General features: G+C 58.7%; 21 protein-coding genes and 3 pseudogenes. 15 read left to right on the forward strand and 9 right to left on the reverse strand.

What is annotated here, in order from left to right; all coding sequences use genetic code 11:
* Positions 1 to 158: 158 nt before the first annotated feature.
* Positions 159 to 566, forward strand: coding sequence for a type IIL restriction-modification enzyme MmeI (locus QP802_RS08605; protein WP_479684163.1), 408 nt, complete (start codon positions 159 to 161; stop codon positions 564 to 566).
* 70 nt (positions 567 to 636) lie between these two features.
* On the opposite strand, the gene erm is transcribed toward QP802_RS08605, so the two are convergent.
* On the reverse strand, positions 637 to 1,491 hold the full coding sequence (gene erm, locus QP802_RS08610) for a 23S ribosomal RNA methyltransferase Erm (protein ID WP_049172293.1): 855 nt from the start codon (positions 1,489 to 1,491) through the stop codon (positions 637 to 639).
* A 349-nt stretch (positions 1,492 to 1,840) separates the two neighbouring features.
* Positions 1,841 to 2,074 (reverse strand): recombinase family protein, encoded by a 234-nt coding sequence (locus QP802_RS08615; RefSeq protein ID WP_224784272.1) that lies wholly within the window; start codon positions 2,072 to 2,074, stop codon positions 1,841 to 1,843.
* A gap of 263 nt (positions 2,075 to 2,337) precedes the next feature.
* On the opposite strand from QP802_RS08615, the gene QP802_RS08620 reads away from it, so the two are divergent.
* From QP802_RS08620 to QP802_RS08640, 5 genes are all read left to right on the forward strand, one after another.
* Positions 2,338 to 3,048 carry an ASCH domain-containing protein gene (locus QP802_RS08620; RefSeq protein WP_049172294.1) on the forward strand — a complete coding sequence of 237 codons (711 nt, stop codon included), beginning with the start codon at positions 2,338 to 2,340 and terminating at the stop codon, positions 3,046 to 3,048.
* A gap of 273 nt (positions 3,049 to 3,321) precedes the next feature.
* On the forward strand, positions 3,322 to 3,711 hold the full coding sequence (locus QP802_RS08625; protein WP_049172296.1) for an ArsR/SmtB family transcription factor: 390 nt from the start codon (positions 3,322 to 3,324) through the stop codon (positions 3,709 to 3,711).
* Positions 3,701 to 3,826 carry a hypothetical protein gene (locus tag QP802_RS08630; protein WP_256008562.1) on the forward strand — a complete coding sequence of 42 codons (126 nt, stop codon included), beginning with the start codon at positions 3,701 to 3,703 and terminating at the stop codon, positions 3,824 to 3,826. The genes QP802_RS08625 and QP802_RS08630 overlap by 11 nt, the downstream gene beginning before the upstream one ends.
* Positions 3,827 to 3,868: 42 nt before the next feature.
* On the forward strand, positions 3,869 to 4,585 hold the full coding sequence (locus tag QP802_RS08635) for a permease (protein ID WP_284818380.1): 717 nt from the start codon (positions 3,869 to 3,871) through the stop codon (positions 4,583 to 4,585).
* Positions 4,586 to 4,615: 30 nt separating this feature from the next.
* Positions 4,616 to 4,744 carry a hypothetical protein gene (locus tag QP802_RS08640; RefSeq protein ID WP_005285980.1) on the forward strand — a complete coding sequence of 43 codons (129 nt, stop codon included), beginning with the start codon at positions 4,616 to 4,618 and terminating at the stop codon, positions 4,742 to 4,744.
* Positions 4,745 to 4,868: 124 nt separating this feature from the next.
* Here QP802_RS08640 and QP802_RS08645 read toward each other — a convergent pair.
* The 7 genes and pseudogenes from QP802_RS08645 to merA all read right to left on the reverse strand — a co-directional run.
* A pseudogene (locus tag QP802_RS08645) lies at positions 4,869 to 5,093 on the reverse strand (arsenate-mycothiol transferase ArsC); the annotation flags it as partial.
* Positions 5,094 to 5,407: 314 nt separating this feature from the next.
* A pseudogene (locus QP802_RS08650) lies at positions 5,408 to 5,558 on the reverse strand (IS481 family transposase); the annotation flags it as partial.
* Positions 5,559 to 5,933: 375 nt separating this feature from the next.
* The gene (locus QP802_RS08655; RefSeq protein WP_284804246.1) at positions 5,934 to 6,890 is read right to left on the reverse strand and encodes a cytochrome c biogenesis CcdA family protein; all 957 of its coding nucleotides are present in this window, start codon (positions 6,888 to 6,890) and stop codon (positions 5,934 to 5,936) included.
* Entirely contained in the window at positions 6,887 to 7,369 is a 483-nt protein-coding gene (locus tag QP802_RS08660) for a TlpA family protein disulfide reductase (RefSeq protein ID WP_284818383.1), read from the reverse strand. The genes QP802_RS08655 and QP802_RS08660 overlap by 4 nt, the downstream gene beginning before the upstream one ends.
* A gap of 119 nt (positions 7,370 to 7,488) precedes the next feature.
* Positions 7,489 to 7,704, reverse strand: coding sequence for a hypothetical protein (locus QP802_RS08665; protein ID WP_071572942.1), 216 nt, complete (start codon positions 7,702 to 7,704; stop codon positions 7,489 to 7,491).
* 126 nt (positions 7,705 to 7,830) lie between these two features.
* Positions 7,831 to 8,484 (reverse strand): organomercurial lyase MerB, encoded by a 654-nt coding sequence (gene merB / locus QP802_RS08670; protein WP_070362923.1) that lies wholly within the window; start codon positions 8,482 to 8,484, stop codon positions 7,831 to 7,833.
* A gap of 34 nt (positions 8,485 to 8,518) precedes the next feature.
* Positions 8,519 to 9,943 (reverse strand): mercury(II) reductase, encoded by a 1,425-nt coding sequence (merA, locus tag QP802_RS08675; RefSeq protein WP_284804251.1) that lies wholly within the window; start codon positions 9,941 to 9,943, stop codon positions 8,519 to 8,521.
* Positions 9,944 to 10,055: 112 nt separating this feature from the next.
* Between merA and QP802_RS08680 the strand changes: the two genes are divergently transcribed.
* The 9 genes and pseudogenes from QP802_RS08680 (at position 10,056) to nrdI (ending at position 17,392) form a co-directional block, all read left to right on the forward strand.
* Positions 10,056 to 10,445 carry a heavy metal-responsive transcriptional regulator gene (locus tag QP802_RS08680; RefSeq protein WP_071572943.1) on the forward strand — a complete coding sequence of 130 codons (390 nt, stop codon included), beginning with the start codon at positions 10,056 to 10,058 and terminating at the stop codon, positions 10,443 to 10,445.
* Positions 10,446 to 10,780: 335 nt separating this feature from the next.
* A pseudogene (locus tag QP802_RS08685) lies at positions 10,781 to 12,006 on the forward strand (adenine-specific methyltransferase EcoRI family protein).
* A gap of 3 nt (positions 12,007 to 12,009) precedes the next feature.
* The gene (locus QP802_RS08690; protein WP_070362921.1) at positions 12,010 to 13,185 is read left to right on the forward strand and encodes an HNH endonuclease family protein; all 1,176 of its coding nucleotides are present in this window, start codon (positions 12,010 to 12,012) and stop codon (positions 13,183 to 13,185) included.
* A gap of 15 nt (positions 13,186 to 13,200) precedes the next feature.
* Positions 13,201 to 13,773, forward strand: coding sequence for a recombinase family protein (locus QP802_RS08695; protein ID WP_070362920.1), 573 nt, complete (start codon positions 13,201 to 13,203; stop codon positions 13,771 to 13,773).
* Positions 13,774 to 13,942: 169 nt separating this feature from the next.
* Complete coding sequence (locus QP802_RS08700) at positions 13,943 to 14,962, forward strand: DUF4192 family protein (protein WP_284804253.1); 1,020 nt, start codon at positions 13,943 to 13,945, stop codon at positions 14,960 to 14,962.
* Between the two features lie 165 nt (positions 14,963 to 15,127).
* Complete coding sequence (locus QP802_RS08705) at positions 15,128 to 15,271, forward strand: hypothetical protein (RefSeq protein WP_165482993.1); 144 nt, start codon at positions 15,128 to 15,130, stop codon at positions 15,269 to 15,271.
* An 85-nt stretch (positions 15,272 to 15,356) separates the two neighbouring features.
* Entirely contained in the window at positions 15,357 to 15,776 is a 420-nt protein-coding gene (locus QP802_RS08710) for a single-stranded DNA-binding protein (RefSeq protein ID WP_070362918.1), read from the forward strand.
* A 369-nt stretch (positions 15,777 to 16,145) separates the two neighbouring features.
* Positions 16,146 to 16,826: a metal-dependent transcriptional regulator gene (locus tag QP802_RS08715; protein ID WP_022862719.1), complete on the forward strand. Its 681-nt coding sequence runs from the start codon at positions 16,146 to 16,148 to the stop codon at positions 16,824 to 16,826.
* A 146-nt stretch (positions 16,827 to 16,972) separates the two neighbouring features.
* Positions 16,973 to 17,392, forward strand: coding sequence for a class Ib ribonucleoside-diphosphate reductase assembly flavoprotein NrdI (gene nrdI / locus QP802_RS08720; protein WP_033399510.1), 420 nt, complete (start codon positions 16,973 to 16,975; stop codon positions 17,390 to 17,392).
* Positions 17,393 to 17,435 lie beyond the last annotated feature (43 nt).

Below are 17,435 nucleotides of genomic sequence, written 5' to 3' on the forward strand. Positions count from 1 at the left end.
AACCGCTGTGCGCGAAAAACATAAAGGGTTTACGGACCCGGTCCCAGACCCCTCAATACTCTGAGCCGGAAGAATGGAAAGTGGAAGGTTGATGTATCCCCACTATTTATTTTTTCCGTTTTTCGGAGTACATCGGGAGCTACAACTGCGGACCAGCTCTGTGTGAACTAGATGAGAAGGCGCAGCAGCGAATCATCGACGCTGGACAGTTGGTGCTGCGGGCACGCGAGCGGCACCCCCAGCGGTCACTCGCGGAGCACTACAACCCGTTATCGATGGACCCAATTCTGCTCAAGGCTCACAACAACTTGGACCGGGAAGTCGATAAGGCTTTCGATGTGGCACGCAAACTCACCAACGAGCGCCAGCACCAGGAGCTACTGTTCGCCAGCTACGGGGAGTTGGCGAGGGGCTATGTCTCCTCGCTTTCATCAAAATCGAAACCACCAGCAGGGTCGTTCCCCGTGCGGGTGATTTTGATCGGTCCCGCTGCTGGGTGTAGAACCCTGTCGCTGGCAACGCCGGGAACTATGACTGTGCCCGACGAGAACACGTCACTGCCATAACGCGGCTCACGGTAGACGAACATGGGTCGTTCACTACTACTGGTGGATTTCGGTTTTGGTGGTGGGGGGATTACCGCCGCCGGCCTCGATTTTTCCGTTGAGGAGGGCGTTGACTACTTCCCGATTGTGAAATGGGCCGATGGCGCGGTGAAGAGGAACCAGTCACCTGGAAGAGATCGATCCAGTCGCTGGTGTGCAATCTGGGAGGTAGGGTTGCGGGGTCGATTCCTCGCGAGCGCAACCATGATTGTGTCTCTGAACGTGATGAAAACAACCCTGCCCTTCGGAGAATTTCCCCTATCCCGCGTCCCCGGGCGGTGAAAACGGTGTGCACCATCGCCTGAAAGGCTTTGCGTTGCTCTATCGGGATCTTCGGGTCACCCACCCGGCGGATCACTAAGATCCCCCCGTCAACGTTTGGCTGTGGCCGGAAAGCAAACCTTGGTACTCGGGAACCAAGGTGAAACGTGAACCATGGGGACCACTGAGCTGTCATCATCGTGCTTGCACCTACCCCGGCCCGGCGGCGAGCGACTTCCCACTGCATGAGGAGTACAGCGTCAGTCCATGCCGGCGCATGCAACAGCTTTCGAAGAATGGCAGTGGTGAGGTGAAAGGGAATGTTTCCCACAATGACGCAGGGAGTGGCGGGTAACGGGAAGTTGAGGAAATCATCATGGACCACTTCGACCGACGCCGAGGCGGTCTTTTTTGTGAGTTTGGCAGCTAGTTTTGCGTCTACCTCAACTGCCGTTATTGCCCTCCCCAAGTGGGATATCGGGTGAGTGAGGGCACCGCTTCCTGGCCCGATCTCAATGATGGGGCCGGAGGTTTGTTTTACAAGATCGACGATGGAGTTGATGATCTTGTGGTCTGTGAGAAAATTTTGGCCATGTTCGTGACGGCCGTATCCGTATGTAGACATCAGGTGTGCTCCGTGGAGTTGAAACGGAGCCGGGCATGGCAAATGGCCGCCCGGCTAAAGGACCGGAGCGGTTTCTAACCTGCGGGAGGGAGAAAACCGCCTTAGCGGCTGGTGAGCGGCCGCATGAAAACGGAACCTGAAATCAACATGGGCCTATCGTATCCAATTAATTTCGCAGGGTCCAATACGGTGAGAAAGAAGACAACCGCACCGCAACAGTGCAAGACCTCTCTGGATTGGAATTTGTCCTACCTTCGGCTCGTCGTACAGACGCCACTGGCGTATTTTGTCTCTGGGCAACGAGGGGGAGTTACCCCCACCTCCGGATGTTTTTAAGGTGCACCCCTTATTACGCTGTGGTGCGGGAGTAGTTTTGTCCGACTGATCGGACTACCCACCGACGTGGGGCGGGTAGTTCGAGGTCCCAGCAGATGATCGCGTCGATTTCGCCGCGTTCAAAGGATGCCACCATGGCGTCGTAGTCGGGGCGAGCCACATTCTTCTTTGACGCGGAAATGGACTGATCGACGTAGTTATGTCCTATGTCCAACGTCCAAGCCACGCTGCTTTGCAATGGCTTCACAGTCCTGACGCTGCCGGTCGATGGTGAGGCCATCCACGTCAGCGTCTCGCGAGATACGAAGGTAAATAGGAGCGCGTGTTGCCAAACGCTTTTAATAAGGCCCTTAGCTAACATTGAACTTAAAACTCGACGCTCTATCCACTCAACGTCCTCGTATGGTCCTGTCTTGCTTTGTAAGCGATTGGTACATCTCAGAAACCCCGGTGTTCACGATCTCTGTCTTCACATAGATAAAGCGCGTTGGCAATTATTACCCTTAAAGAGTGATTACCAACGAACTTCGAAATTTACTGGCCAAAGCAACCACCCATGCACAGCGTTTTCAGGACGGAGAAGACCACACTGTAGCCGCAGCGCTCCTTACCAAATCAGGAAAACACGTACTCGGTTTGAACGCGCACCATTTCCTCGGTGGTCCTTGCGGGGAGATCTCGGCTTTAGCCAACCATGCTGCTAGTTATCCAGAGGACCCAATCCAAGCAGTAGTCGCCGTATACGGACCTACTGGTCAAATTATTCCTCCCTGCGGTAAATGCCGCCAGGTGCTTTTTGATGTTGATCCGTCCATCCGGTGCATCGTGCGCGGAAGCAATGGACTTGAAGCACCTACCGTAGAAGAACTCTTGCCATTCGCATTCAACTGGCGAGATATGGAACAAGAGCAGCGCATCTACATGTGGGAAGGCTACGAGGAATCAATTCGTAGCGGAGAAAAGCAACAAACCATCCGGGTAGATGATCCTTTCCATGAAGGAAGTGCCCAAATTGTCTTCGAGAAAGAATCCGGAGAGGTCGTCACTATCCAGGCACAGGTTACGTCCGTTGCCTCTGCCCAGCGAAGTGAATTGTCGGAAAAGCAAGCTAGAAATGACGGTTTTGGCTCCCTTTCCGAGCTTCAGGAAGCGCTAGATACTCACTATCCCGGATTAGCTGCCGATGACAAAGTCGACATCGTAGAGTTCAAGCTCCAGTAACTCGAACGAGCTCAAAGCGTGCTTGCTTTCTGTAGAAGCAGTAAAAACTACAGCAAAAAGCTGGGGCAATCCATGGCGAACGGTGCAGATTGTGGCGCTTGGGTGTGACTTGTGAGACATGCTCCTCCTGGGGATATGTATTTTCAATCCATTGCCATTGATGGTGTCCCACTTCCTTGAAAGTGAGGCGCTCGGGAAAGGCCGGAAGGGGCCTCTTTCTCGACGTTCAAACCATTGCTTGAAATACAAGTAGTCGCTTGTTAATATCGGGGTGTGCTTACAGAGATTTCCTTATCCATCCCCGCGTCGGATCTCAGTCCCGCCGAGCGGGCCCAGTTACTCGTACCCACCCTGTCCGCGCTGTCGGATGAAAACCGGTTGACGATCCTGCTCACCTTGGCGGAGAAGTCGATGACCAACCGCCAGCTCCATGAGGCCACCGGGATGAGTCAGGCGTTGGTCAGCCATCATCTGGCTGCCCTACGCAAGGCCGGACTGGTGGACTCGGAGCCGACGGGTCGTGCCACGCTGAATTCGGTGTGTTGTACTCAGCTGGCTGATCCGGTGCGCTGGCTGGCGCACCTGGCGACGTTGACCCCGGAGGGACAACGCGCCTGCTGCACGGACACCTCCCTGAAAAGCGAGGTCGTCGATGCTGATTAACGCGCTCGGCACGTTCACTACCCTCCTGGTCGAACTGCTCCTGCTGTTTCTGGTGATCTCCTATGCGGTCGCGTTGATCAACCGGCGCTTCGGCCCGGAGCGGTTGCAGAGCTGAATGGCTGGTGGAGCGGTTCCCGGTCAGGTCAAGGGACTGGCGTTGGGGGCGATCACTCCGTTTTGTTCCTGTTCGACGATCCCGATGTTTGTCAGCATGCTCAAAGCCGGGGTGGCCTTTCGTACCACCGTGACCTACCTGATCGCTTCGCCGCTGCTCAACCCGGTTATCGTCGGCGGGATCTGGCTGACCCTTTCCTGGCAGGTCGCGATCAGCTACGCGGTGATCATGGTGCTGCTGTCGCTGGGAGCACCCTGGGGCTGGACCGCGCTGGGCATGGAAGACCAGCTGCGCAAGGTCAAGGTCAAGGGCGGGCGCCAGCTGGACGGGACCCCGTGGCGTGGAATCAAACAAGAAACCCCGGCAGCGATCCGTCAGGCATGGGACGATCTTCGCCCCATGCTCCTTCCGATGATCATCGGCGTGGCCATCGGTGCATTCATCTACGGGGTCGTGCCCGAAGACGGCCTGAGATTTATGGCCGGTGAAAACGTCTGGTGGCTGATTCCACTGGCTGCGGCGATCGGTATCCCGCTGTATGTCCGACTGGAGACGATGCTGCCGGTCGCCCTGGCTTTATCGGGTGCCGGGGTGGCCATCGGCCCGATCTTCGCGATGATGATCGGCGGGTCCGGGGCCTCGCCACCGGAAATCTCGATGTTGGCGGCAGTGTTCAAGCCGAAACTGTTGGCCACCTTCGTGATCACCATTCTGCTGGCGGCCATGCTGGCCGGCTACGCGATGACGATCATCCTCTAAACCACGTACCTCTAACGAAAGGAGACCCTCATGGGCTTCAAAGACCTGTTTCACAAGAAGAATACGAACTCCGATTGCTGCAGTGTCGAGATCGTCGCCGACGACGACACCGACACCACCAGTAACCAGGAGGAGGAGCATCCGCAGGCTCAGTCCTAACCTGCCACGCTCCTGGTATCTACCAGCATGTCCGGTTTCAGGCCGACGACGCTGATGATCAGTTCAGGCATCAACGACCCCGCGCGAGTTCGCGCGGGGTCGTTGATGGTGTGAGGTGGGGTGGTCAGTTCTCGAGCAACTCGGCAACGAGCCGGCGTACACGCGTGTCGATGTCGTCACGGACCAGACGCATGCGCTCGATCGCCTCTATCCCCCTCCTGGACGGCTCGTCAGTCACCCACCGTTCGCACGTTCCGTGGGCGTCGTCGGGAAGTTCCAGCTGGGCATCACCTCCCAGGATGATCACGCGGTCAACCTCGCGCAACAGCTGTGGATCCACACCCTTAGGCACGAGTACTGACCGGATGGTGTTCCGAAGCCGTCGTCACAACCCTGGTCACCGGGGCCATCTGTGCCAACGCCTTCTGACTCTGACAGTAATTCTAAAACTGTTCTTTTGAGGTGTACCCCAAAAGCCGCATGTCTCGATTATGCCTCACAAACCCCTACCGAGCACCACCCTGCGACAACTTAGGGCGAGACGCTTTAGTGAGACGGGGAGGAGGCCAATTGCCCCATGAAACGGTCTCACATTCCAGTTCCTGCCGGGTGTCTCATAAAACTTTAGGTTTTCAGGACGCTCCGCGACCGCTAGTGGGCCATATAAGCGAGTCGGGTGTGGTCATCGACAGCGGCATGGACGTGGTCGAACCCGATCGGGTCTTCCGGTCGCGGATCGGTCGTGGACTCGCCAACCGCCGCTGTCGGGGATGCGGCTGAGTTTCTTCACATCGATATGGATGAGCTTGCCTGGCCACCAGCAACGCTCTCGCATGCGTGGTCAAGCGGGCGTTACCGTTGGGCATAGAGGCCTCCTGGCAGTGAAGAACTAGACAGCTCCACTAAGCCAGGAGGCCTAGCTATTTCACAAGACCGAAAGTGCCACCAACGTCACGGTCGAGTACAACTAGTGGGTGTCACTGTGGCTTTCCGAAGTCCACCACACTGACGTTCCCGTCATTGCGGGGGCGGTACAGAGGGCTCCTGACGGATTGCCCGAAGTCCTCTGCACGAATTGACTTCCGGCCTGATGCCGCTGTACCAACCTGTCCTGATAGGCGGGCGCCTCGTTTGCCAGAAGATGGGCAAGGTTCCCTCTCCCCCTTGCTTTTTGGGAGTCCTCGGCCAGCTACGGGATCGTGCCTGGCCGGTCCTCGGTCGAGTTGTTGTCCGGAGTTGGTGTGCAGCAGTCGGGTTCCCCGCTTTGCCCGGGGCCCTCGCCTGTGGGCGGCGTTCCCTGTCTAATGCGCAGTCTCCTGCGCCGGTTGAGGGCGGCCAATGCCGATGCGAGCACCACGGCTGCGGCGAGGGCTGCGATCAGGGTGCTGTTGTCGCTGATCCAGGCGCTGGCGGCGGCTGACCATACGGCGAGGCTGTTGGCCTGTGCGGTTCCGCCGGTGGCGGCGGGATACCAATACCAGCTGAGGTAGGCGCCGGTTATGGTGAGGATGAAGGCGGCGATGCGGTTGCTGTGCTTGGCCAGGCCGGTGATTCTTCGCCCGAGGGCGGCCCCGGCGATGGCCGTGCCTGCCGAAACGAGCATCAGGACAGTGGCCGAGCCTGCGGCGTAGGCGGCGAAGACCGCGAGCAGCCCGGCGTAGCTGGCGACGGCCTGGGCTTGGGCGATCACGGCCAGGAGCACCCCGAGGGTGCAGCCGAGGGATGCTGCGGCGTATCCGACCCCGAAGGCCACCATGCGCCCGGTTTTGCGACCTGCCCCTGCGGCTTCTTGTGTGCGGGGTTTCGTGGCCCAGGCCGGCAGACGGAGCCGTGGTGTGAGTCCGGTGAGCATGGCCAGGCCCAGCAGGAGAAGGATCACCCCGGTGGCCATTCCCAGCCAGGGCGCTGCGCTGATCAGGGTCCTGGCGCCCGCGCTGACGATCAGCCCGAAGGCTGCCAGGGTCCCGGCGAAGCCGAAGCTGAGCGCGAGCCCGGCCCGGAGCCCGTGGGCCAGACGCAGCGCGAGCGGGCGCGTCCGGGCGTCCCCGATGGTCTGGGCTATCCAGGCGGGCAGGAGGGCGAAACCGCAGGGATTGACCGGGGCAATCATTCCAGCGGCGAAGGCCAGGGCAAGCAGGGCTGTCATTGGGCACTGGCCTTGGTGAGTTCTTCTTGGATCTTTTCCGCAGACGGGTCGGTGGCCCGGAAGGTAACGTCACCCTTCGCGTCGACCACCACCAGGGTGCTTATGGAGGTGACGTTGTACCGGGTGGTCAGTGTGGCCCCGGTGTCGATGACGGCAGGGAGCTCAGGGGCCTTGATGTAATCGCGGAATCCGTTGATGGTCTCCTTCGGTTCTCGGGGGTCCACGTCCACCAGGAGGTAGTCGGCCGAGCTTCCCAGGGCCGTGGAGGCCTTGTTCAGGGAATCGGCCCCTTTCACACACTCACCGCATCCGACAGAGAAGAAGAACAGTGCTGCGGGCTTACCGTCCGGGATGGTCCGGGTAGTGCCGTCAATGTCGGAGACCGTAACAGCAACGGCACCGGCCGCGTCGGGCGACGAACCGCCTGGCGCGGCCGACGGGCCGCTCGGTGAGCTGGCGCAGGCGGTTGTCAGTGCCATGACCGCTGCCAGAAACAGGGCGGAGGCGAGGTGCCTGGGCCGGGGAACGGACAGAGAACGGCGGGATCTCGGGTATGTCATGGTGTCTAGTGGTTCCTTCCAGAAATGGGTATGGGGACTCAGGCGGTGCCGTGGTCGGTGCGGTGGTGCTCGGGGGGTGCGGGAGGGCAGCAGTCGTCGGTCCTGCGGCGTTTTCGCTGCCTGGTGACGGCGATGATCCCGGCCAGGAGCACCGTGGCGGCCGCGAGTAACACGAGGGGATTTGAGAAGAATCCGGCGATCGCGCCGAGGGCTCCGGCGGCGATGAGGATGGGTCCTGCGCAGCACAGGATCATGGCCGCTGCTATGCCGATTCCTGCGGCCAGTGTGTGGTATCGCCCGGGGCGACCGGTCTGCCGGACGGGTTGATGGCCGGTGTCTGGCTGTTCTGGGTGCTGGGTCATGTCATGTCCTTTTAAAGCTCAGCAGCAGGAGTCCTGCGCCGCGGGGGCCCGCGTGGCGGCCGCGGCGAGGAGGGCGGCGGCCATGGCGGCACCGGCCCGGTGTGCCGCCTCGATGTCCAGGACTTCGCCGTCGGGATGGGAATCCAACCACGGCTGGGCGTCCTCGCGGGAGGCGAAATAGTGGACCTGGTTGCAGAACGATGACCGCACCGGCCCCGTGCCCGGGTGGCTGATGATGGACACGACGGCGGTGGCCGGCTGTACGGAGGTCACCGTGCCGTCCGCGCCCGTCATCACCCGGATGAGGGTCCCGCTACCCGGGGAGGTCGACTCAATGGTTGCGGCCTTCCCGATCAGGGCCGGGAAGAAGAGAGTGTCCAGGGCGCACCAGGTGTAGAGCTGTTCCCCGGCCAGGGTGAAGCGATGCGGGGTGGGCCGCATCGTCAGGGCCAGGCCGATGATGCGGCCCTCGTCGTCGTACTCGGTGTCCGGGACGGCGGCCAGTCCTTGCCGGACCGTGTCTTCGCTCCGGCCACTGGCGGTGGCCAGTTCGGCGACCGTGACGGGCTCGCCCTCGGCCAGGAGCCGCAGCAGCGGCACGAACAATTCCGGGTCTATTCCGGAGCGCGCGGGGGACAACAGATAGGTGAGGGCCTGGTCGGTGGCGGTCATGGCATTCCTTTGCTTCGGTAGTGGGGGCTGCAGCTCAGGCGCAGCAGGAGAGCTTGGAGACGTCGGTGTTGAAGGCCTTGGCGGCGATCCTGATGCCCTCGGCCATCGTCAGGTAGGGGCTCCAGGCGGCGGCGACCTGCGCGGTGGTCATGCCCGCTTCGAGGATGTAGACGCCGGCGGCGGCGATTTCCCCGGCGTCCTTGGCCACCGCGGAGAGGCCCAGGATCCGTCCGGTGTCGCGGTCCGCGACAACCTTGATGAAGCCGCGGATGTCGCGGTTGACCACGGCTCGCGGCACGTACTCCAGGGGGAGGACCCGGCACTCGCAGCTGATCCCGGCGGCGACAGCTTCCTTTTCCGTCATCCCGACCGCCCCGATGGCGGGACTGGTGAAGGTGACCCGGGGCAGGTGCCGGTAGTCGACCTCGGCCAGGGCATCGGTGAACGCATTGTCCACGGCCAGGGCGCCGTGGGCCGCTGCGACGTAAACGAACTCCCGATGGCCGGTCGCGTCCCCGGCGGCCCAAACCCGCGGGTTGGACGTGGCCAGGCGGGAATCGACCACGATCTCGCCGGATGCGCCGGTCTTCACCCCGACGGCGTCAAGGTCCAGTCCCTCGGTCACCGGGCGGCGGCCCAGTGCCACGAGGATGTGGGAAGCGCGGAACACCTCCTCGCCCCCGGCCATGTTTGCCGTCACCGAGACCCCGTCCGGGCCGGAGGCCACGGAGTCGGCCATGGCCCGCCGGACCACCCGGATCCCCTCGTCGGCGAACACCCCCGCTAACGCCTTGGACGCCTCCGGTTCCTCCTGCGAGGCCAACCGGGAACGGACCAGCATGGTCACCCGGGAGCCCAGCCGGGAGAAAAGCTGTGCCATCTCCAGGGCAACATAGCCTCCGCCCAGGATCAGCATTGATTCGGGCACCTCGTCCAGTTCCATCGCCGTCGTCGAGGTCAGGTACCCGGCCTCGGCCAGTCCGGGAACGGGGGGCACGTAGGGTGCGGAGCCAGTGGCCACGAGGTAGTGCCCGGCCTCGATCGTTCTCACTGCACCATCCGGGGAGATCACCCGGAGCAGCGGTGCGTCCTGGGTTCCGGTGAACGACGCGTCCCCCGAGATCATCGTCCACCCGTAGTCCGCGGCCAGATCGACGTACTTCTCCGTGCGCATGCTTTCAACCAGCGCGGCCTTGCCCTGAATCAGGGCCGGCATGTCCACCGGGCCCGCCGAGGCCGCCACCCCAGGGAAGCGGGCCGAATCCAACGCCACGTGGCGGGCCTCCGCGGCAGCCAGGAGCGCCTTCGACGGGACGCAGCCCGTGTTCACGCATGTCCCGCCCACGGTGCCGCGCTCCACCATCACGACGCGCTTGCCCAGCTCGGTGGCCCGGATCGCGGCCGCAAACGCTCCGCCGCCGGAACCAATAATCGCCAGATCGAACTTTTCGTTTGTCATTCCAGATGTCTCTTCCCTGTGGTTCAAAAGTTCCTATGGAACCATTGTGAACCTTCCAGTACAATGGAAGGTCAAGTCAAGTGTGGTGGCCATTGGAAGGGAATCGGCGAACATGAGGATCGGACAGCTTGCGGAAGCAACCGGAACCACGACCAAGACCCTGCGGTTCTACGAGGAGTCGGGGCTGCTCCCTCCGGCCGAGCGATTGGCCTCCGGCTATCGGGACTACGCCGAGGATGCCGTGGGTCGGGTCGGGTTCATCCACCGGGGCCAGGCCGCCGGGCTGACCCTCGCCCAGATCCGCCAGATCCTCGACATCCGCGACGGCGGCCAGGCGCCCTGCGAGCACGTGCGCGACCTGCTTGACATGCGCCTCGCTGAGATCGAGCAGCAGATCGCGCAGCTCTCCGTGCTGCGCGACACTATCGCGGACCTCAGACAGGACGCCGCACACCCGGACCCTGAAACGTGCAGCACCGATCAAGTGTGTAGGTACTTGTAATCCAATTGGGCACACCTCCTGGACCGCCAAAAGGCTCTCGCAAAAAGATACCGCCAGATCTACAAAATTGAGGAAGAGCTCATCAGCAAAATCGACAAATTGACTGACGTAGTAGTCATCCCTAACGCGTAAGACCTGCACGCTGCTTGTACAAATGATAGTTTCGTGATGACGCTGGGGTGGGTTCCTGCTCCGCAGGCGTCCGAAGGCCCTGGGTCGAGCAATCCCCCCTGCTCCCCGGGGTCTTCCGCTATCTGAGAACCTTGCTTCACCCGGGTTCTCTCATTCTTCACTGCCGGATGAAGACTGAATCAATCTACAAGGTGATGTAGGCAATGGGCGGCAATACTAACTTAGGCACAGCCAAGACTGCCAAGAAGGACGAGTTCTACACGCAGTGGAATGACATTGAAAACGAGATGCAAGCCTATCTCGAATACGATCCCGACGTATTCAGAGGTAAGACAGTTCTGCTGCCGTGTGACGACCCGGGGCAAGTAACTTCACCAAGTACTTTGCACTGAACTTTGAGAAGTTCGGCTTGAAGAAGCTGGTCTCTACGTCTTATGTGCCAGCATCAAACCCAGCCGTGACTGAGAAGGGGCAGATGCTGCTGGACTTCGCACTTGGTGAGGACCAGGACGAGAAGTTCAACGAAGACGACACTTGGCTCCGGGGACGCATTTACGTCATGGAACAGGGCAAGGACCTTAACGATGACGGGCGCCTTAACAAAGAAGACCTCCAGTGGGATTATCTTGAAGGCGACGGCGATTTCCGTTCTGAAGAGGTCACGAAACTCCGCGATGAAGCCGACATCGTTATCACCAACCCACCGTTCTCCCTATTCCGCGAGTTCCTTGCGTGGCTGATTGATGGCGACGTCCAGTTCTCCGTTATCGGGAACATGAACGCAGTTACCTATAAAGAGGTATTCCCGCTTTTCAAAGACAACAAGGTTTGGTACGGCCCCTCAATCTCAAGTGGTGATCGCGAATTTCGTGTACCCGAAAGTTACCCGCTTACCGCTGCAGGTCAGCGTGTGGATGAACAGGGGAATAAATTCGTCCATGTAAAGGGTGTTAGATGGTTTACCAACATTGAGCATGGACGCCGACATGAACAGCTCGTGCTCATGTCGATGGAGGACAACCTGATCTACGGTTCAAAGACGGTCCGAAACGTGAGGTATCCAAAGTACGACAATTACGACGCGATAGAAGTACCGGAGACCAAAGCAATCCCCAACGATTACAACGACATGATGGGTGTTCCCATCTCGTTCCTCGATAAGTACAGCCCAGACCAGTTTGAAATCCTTGGGATCACGCAGGCATGGGACGATCATTCGGGGTTGAAGCTCAAGAACTATCCAACCCAGATTCAGGTCAGCAAGAACGGCGTTAGATCTCGGGTGGGCAAGCTTAATGACGGTGCCGCCATACCGCATGACACAGAGCCTCAAGACGTGACGTACTACGAGGTCGACGGACAATTCTTTACTAAACCGTATTGCAGAGTTCTTATCCGCCACCGCAACCCCAATGTCAAGGAGTCTTAAGCCATGGAAGCAAAACTCAACCCCCGCAAGACCCGTGACATCGTTGACGGATTCCACTACAACGAACTCGAAGGCAAAGGTCTGTACGGTTTGGCTGGCAACCTCACCATCCAGCCTGAGTACCAGCGCAACTACATCTACAACGACGGTAAGAAAGATGTTGCCGTCATTGACTCGCTGCTCAAGGGCTATCCGCTGGGGCTGATTTACTTCAACCAGCCCAAGCAGGACGAAGACAAGTTCGAGATCCTTGACGGCCAGCAGCGTATTACCTCTATCGGCCGTTTCTTCAAGGACTTGTTCGTCGTCAAAGATACCGACGGCAACGAACAGTACTTCTCGTCGCTGAGTGAGCACCAGCAAGAGCAGATCCTTGAGACTGAGCTGCTTATCTACGACTGCAATGGCACTGAGTCTGAGATCAAGGAGTGGTTCAAGACCATCAACATCGTTGGTGTGCCGCTGACAGCCCAAGAGCTGCGTAACGCCGTGTACTCTGGCCCATTCGTTGATGCTGCTAAGAAGGTCTTTTCCAACTCCGGCTCTGCGGTCATGTCGAAATGGTCGAACTTCGTAAAAGGCGACCCTGCTCGCCAGGAGGTGCTTGAGGTAGCCCTTGACTGGATCGCTCAGCGTGAAGGCACCACCATCGACAGCTACATGGCAAAGCACCGTGAAGACGATAACTGCAACGAACTACAGACTTACTTCACTGCAGTTATCGACTGGGCAGCAAGTGTGTTCAAAATGACAGACACGTCCATGCGAGGCATCGAATGGAACACTCTGTATGAGCAGTACGGCGGCCAGGGCTACAACGCGACTGAGATGACGGCTGCTGCAAAGGAGCTGCTGTCTGACCCGCAAATTCAGTCCAAGAAGGGTATCTACGAGTACCTGCTTGGCGGCAAGACAGACACCAAACTACTTAACGTACGTGTCTTCACTGAAGCGGTGAAGAAGCGCGTCTACAAGCGCCAGACTGATGCTGCAAAACAGAAGGGTGTCTCCAACTGCTCGTATTGCGCTATCGGTCACGATGAGAAGAAAGCAAAGATCTGGGCGCTTAAAGAAATGGACGCTGATCACGTCACTGCGTGGTCCAAGGGTGGATCGACCGAGGAGAGCAACTGTGAGCTGCTCTGCAAGTCGCACAACCGTGCCAAGGGCAACGCTTAAAGTCGGTGATTAACCATGCTCATCGGCTACGCCCGTGTCTCAACGTCCAAGCAGGGGCAGTCACTTGATACCCAGCGCGAGGCGCTCATCGACGCTGGCTGCGACCCGGACCACATCTACTCAGACACCATCTCCGGCACCAACTGGCAGCGACCTGGCCTCGACGATGCTCTCGCATACATGCGCCCCGACGACACGCTCGTTGTTACGCGCCTCGACAGGCTCGGCCGCAGCCTCGCAGATACCGTGAACACTATCGCCGACCTGGCTGCACGCAAAATCAACGTCAAGGTGTTGGAGCCAGCGCTGGACACGTCGAAGCCCACCGACAAAGTGGTTATCAACGTCATGGCCAGCTTGGCTGAGTGGGAGCGTGACCTGCTTGTTCAGCGCACCCGTGAAGGCGTGGCTCACGCCCGTGCGCAGGGCAGGGTAGCCGGGCCGAAGCCCAAGCTCAGCGACGAACAGGCACAAGTCGCAAAAGAACTCATCGATGGTGGTAAGTCCGTGAGTGCAGTGGCGAGGACGTTCAACGTGTCCAGGCCAACGATTTACCGCGCTATTGAGCGTATCGAAGCAGACGCTTAAGCACAGGCTGCGCCGCTAGTGCTTGTGTCCTGCAAGCAAGCACCAGGTGAGCACTAGCGACGCACTGAGCACGCTGGGGTGCTGCCGGGCGGTGGTAACACCGCCCGGCAGAGCCGGGACCAAATACGGGACTGACCTTACACATCCCGTATTTGGCAAGGAGTGTTTCATGTCCAACTATTCGCAGACACTTACCTCTCACGGCGAGATTCTCGCAAACATCCCCGGCATCCTGGGCTTCTACCCGCAGGACTCGCTGGTGTTCGCGTTTTTCAAACAAGACAGCGACACGCACAGCCTGAGCCTCGGGCCACTTGCCCGGCTTGATCTCGACGGAGCGATCCAACAGCTCACCGAGGATCGTGAGAAGCTCGCAGCATGGACTGAGACGCTGGATCTCGACGCTGTTGCGGCGTACGTCATCACCGACGACATGGTTGAAGCAGATGCAGCGGCGCACTTCCTCTGTAGCGAGGATTCCCCGCTGCGCAGTGAGGTACTGGCGGTCATTCAAACGTCAGAAATCACCGCTGGTACTGCCTGGTGTGCGATGTACTTGCACCCAAACTCATGTGAGCCACAGGCGGGCAGAATCAGCAACATCCACGCCTCAGCAGCGCTACAGCAGTTGCTTGAGCAGACCGGCGATCTCCCAGCGCTCTCGCGTGAAGAGATTGAGAACAGGCTGAACAGCACCGAGCACGACATCGACGCCGCAGAGCATGAAGACATCATCGAAGACGCGCTGGCGTATGTTCCACCCATCTTCCGAGACGTACTGCAGCGTGAGTACGAGCAGGCAGCGGCGGGGATGACGCAGCCGAGTGCGCGTGCTATCCGATCTGCGCTGAAGTGCTTCACGACACCGCGCTTGCGTGATCCATTGCTTGCTGCGCTGCTTGAGGAGCCACAAGCAGGTCTCAAGTTCGCTGAGCAGGTGATGCGCGCTGTACCGGCTCACTGGCCTGGGATGAGGGCACAGCTTACGGCCACTGTCGCCGTGCTGGCCCAGGCAACCGGCCAGACGGGTCTGGCTGGCGTTGCCGCACACAGGGCCACCGAGATCAGCAGCAAAGAGACGTTCCCGTCGCTGGTGGCGAAGTTAATCGACATTGGCGAGGGCAGTCGTCTCGCAGAAGTGGTTCACGAGGGCGGTGCTCAGGCTCGCGTGCAGTTGTTCGAAAACTAGTACTTCACACCCCGTTGCAGCAGTTGCTGTAGCGGGGTTTTTCTTTTCTACCCACGCCGTGACCAGGGAAGAAGGAAATCTCCACCGAGCAGGGGAGAGGTCTCTAGACAGCAGAGCTGTCTCAAAGAACGGATTGAGAATCAATCCACGACACGGAGGCACGCCATGTACCACTACACCCACGAAGACCTAGAGCTGCTCTACCTCATGTCTGACGGCATGGATGGCGAAGACGCCGATCCGGGTGCCGCACAAGAGCTACGCGACCTGGAAGCAGCAGGGGCACATCTGCCCTGGGCAGTGCTGTAACAGCACTTACAGCAGCAGCAAAGCCGCTGCTCAAACACACAATTGAAAGACAATCACACACTCACTCATATAAGGAGAAATCACAATGTCCAACCCGTTTAACAATGGCACCATCGTTGGCAACGCAGCACGCGAGCCGAAGATCTTTGAGCACGCAAACGGCGGTGCGACGGTGAAGCTCAACGTCTACGCACGTAATACGTTCAAGAACAAGTCCACAGGCAAGGTGGAATCAGAGATTGTCGAACTCACTGGCTACGTGGCTGACGCCAAGAACCTCGGCGTCTTCGGATGCATCGGCGCTGGTGATCGCGTTGCAGTGAGCTACTCGCTGAAGACTGACAACTACACCGATAAGGACGGCAACAAGCACTATCCGCTGGTAGCGCGCATCGACACTGTGCAGCTGATCGACTCCAAGAAGGAGTCTGAGGCACGAGCAGCACGCCGCGAGAACAGCGCAGATAACGCTGCTGCTAATGACTCTGAAGAAGTGCCGTTCTAGTTGCAACAACACCCCGCAGGGAAACCTGCGGGGTTATTTTTTCAGCACAGACCACGCATAACGCCGTCGCCGTCCAGTACGGGAGCGCTGATACTCCTGCTCCAGACGCTCTGTCTCTACACAGTGCATTACATGAGCCATTACATGCGCTGTTTTACTGCACTGTGTACTAGCCATTCCATTACGCACTACGCTGGCGCACTTCAAGTTCATTGAAATCTTCTCAGACATTAGTGGTTCTCCTTCAAGTGAAGAATGCTTTAACTGGCCCCACCTTACCGGCATTCCTCTCAAACTTGGCCTCTGTTCGCTATGAGCGTTGGGGCACAGCGCCTAAGGCGCATACGGAAGCTGGGTTAACATTTACTCATGTCTGTTTCTGAGCTGTCCACCAGTACCCAGAACTATTTGAAAGCTATCTGGGGGCTAAAGGAATGGTCATCCGAGCCCGTTACCGCCACACTTATAGCGAAACAGCTGGGACTCAAGCTCTCCTCGGTCTCCGATGCAGTGCGCAAAATGTCGAAGCAAGGGCTCGTGTCACACACGCCCTATGGCTCTGTGGAGTTAACCGAACTTGGCAGGCAGTACGCATTGGTCATGGTGCGCCGCCACCGATTGCTTGAGTCTTTTTTGGTTCAAGCATTGGATTATACGTGGGACGAGGTCCATGATGAAGCCGAAAATCTTGAACACGCGGTGTCTGACATGCTCATAGAGCGCGTGGATAAGTTCCTCAATTACCCCACTAGGGATCCACACGGCGACCCTATCCCTACGGTTGATGGACAGGTCACTATCCCCAGTGCGCACCGTCTCACCGACAGCGGCGCACAACCGCAGGTGACCGTGGAACGCATTTCTGATTCCGACCCACAACTGCTGGCCTTCCTCAAAGAGCAAGGCATCGTCATTGGGGCTGTTCTTACCACGCGCGAAGGAACGCCCTTTTCAGAATCGCTCGAAGTACAGGTAGCCGACAGTACTCAGTGGGTAGTACTTGGGCGCCCAGCTACGGACGCAGTGTTTGTAGCACACCACAGCCTGTAGTCTTTCCCTTTCTCATTAATCCTGTCCCTACCTGCCCTTTTAAAAACTACGGTGCGGCGTAGTTTGCAACTACGGTAGTACGTAGTTAATCTTTTCGATCATCACCTATCCCACTTATGGCTAAGGCCAGGATGAGCAGGATTGTCATGTCAGACTCACCAGATTTGGTGTACTTTTCTAGCGTTTCTGAAAACACAAAAAGATTCGTCGAACGCTTAGATAGACCCGCAGTGCGCATTCCACTGCGGCCCAAGAAAACCGGAATGATCCAGGTTTCACACCCGTACGTACTCATCGTTCCAACCTACGGCGGTGGCTCGCTCAAACGCGCAGTCCCCAAACAGGTCATCGACTTCCTCAATGACCCAATCAACCGTTCCTTTATCCGGGGCGTGATTACCTCAGGCAATACCAACTTCGGAAGCGCTTACTGCGTCGCCGGCCGCATCATTTCCGCTAAGTGCCACGTTCCAGAGCTGTATCACTTCGAGCTACTCGGCACGCAGAAGGACGTTGCCGCTGTAAAGCAGGGCCTTCACAAGTTTTGGGAGCAGCAAAGCAACTAACAATTACACCCCATTGATTTCCCACAAAATGAAGACCACATCC

Source organism: Corynebacterium sp. UMB10119B (genome assembly GCF_030228125.1).
In the GTDB taxonomy this organism is placed as follows: domain Bacteria; phylum Actinomycetota; class Actinomycetes; order Mycobacteriales; family Mycobacteriaceae; genus Corynebacterium; species Corynebacterium pseudogenitalium.

Excerpts from the sequence above, each read along its gene's own strand:
- QP802_RS08655 (WP_284804246.1), bottom strand. The coding sequence starts at position 6,890 with ATGACAGCCCTGCTTGCCCTGGCCTTCGCCGCTGGAATGATTGCCCCG.
- merB (WP_070362923.1), bottom strand. The coding sequence starts at position 8,484 with ATGACCGCCACCGACCAGGCCCTCACCTATCTGTTGTCCCCCGCGCGC.
- QP802_RS08710 (WP_070362918.1), top strand. The coding sequence starts at position 15,357 with ATGTCCAACCCGTTTAACAATGGCACCATCGTTGGCAACGCAGCACGC.
- merA (WP_284804251.1), bottom strand. The coding sequence starts at position 9,943 with ATGACAAACGAAAAGTTCGATCTGGCGATTATTGGTTCCGGCGGCGGA.
- QP802_RS08665 (WP_071572942.1), bottom strand. The coding sequence starts at position 7,704 with ATGATCCTGTGCTGCGCAGGACCCATCCTCATCGCCGCCGGAGCCCTC.
- QP802_RS08695 (WP_070362920.1), top strand. The coding sequence starts at position 13,201 with ATGCTCATCGGCTACGCCCGTGTCTCAACGTCCAAGCAGGGGCAGTCA.
- QP802_RS08715 (WP_022862719.1), top strand. The coding sequence starts at position 16,146 with ATGTCTGTTTCTGAGCTGTCCACCAGTACCCAGAACTATTTGAAAGCT.
- erm (WP_049172293.1), bottom strand. The coding sequence starts at position 1,491 with ATGTCTACATACGGATACGGCCGTCACGAACATGGCCAAAATTTTCTC.
- QP802_RS08705 (WP_165482993.1), top strand. The coding sequence starts at position 15,128 with ATGTACCACTACACCCACGAAGACCTAGAGCTGCTCTACCTCATGTCT.
- QP802_RS08680 (WP_071572943.1), top strand. The coding sequence starts at position 10,056 with ATGAGGATCGGACAGCTTGCGGAAGCAACCGGAACCACGACCAAGACC.
- QP802_RS08640 (WP_005285980.1), top strand. The coding sequence starts at position 4,616 with ATGGGCTTCAAAGACCTGTTTCACAAGAAGAATACGAACTCCGATTGC.
- QP802_RS08660 (WP_284818383.1), bottom strand. The coding sequence starts at position 7,369 with ATGGCACTGACAACCGCCTGCGCCAGCTCACCGAGCGGCCCGTCGGCC.
- QP802_RS08630 (WP_256008562.1), top strand. The coding sequence starts at position 3,701 with ATGCTGATTAACGCGCTCGGCACGTTCACTACCCTCCTGGTCGAACTG.
- QP802_RS08700 (WP_284804253.1), top strand. The coding sequence starts at position 13,943 with ATGTCCAACTATTCGCAGACACTTACCTCTCACGGCGAGATTCTCGCA.
- nrdI (WP_033399510.1), top strand. The coding sequence starts at position 16,973 with ATGTCAGACTCACCAGATTTGGTGTACTTTTCTAGCGTTTCTGAAAAC.
- QP802_RS08690 (WP_070362921.1), top strand. The coding sequence starts at position 12,010 with ATGGAAGCAAAACTCAACCCCCGCAAGACCCGTGACATCGTTGACGGA.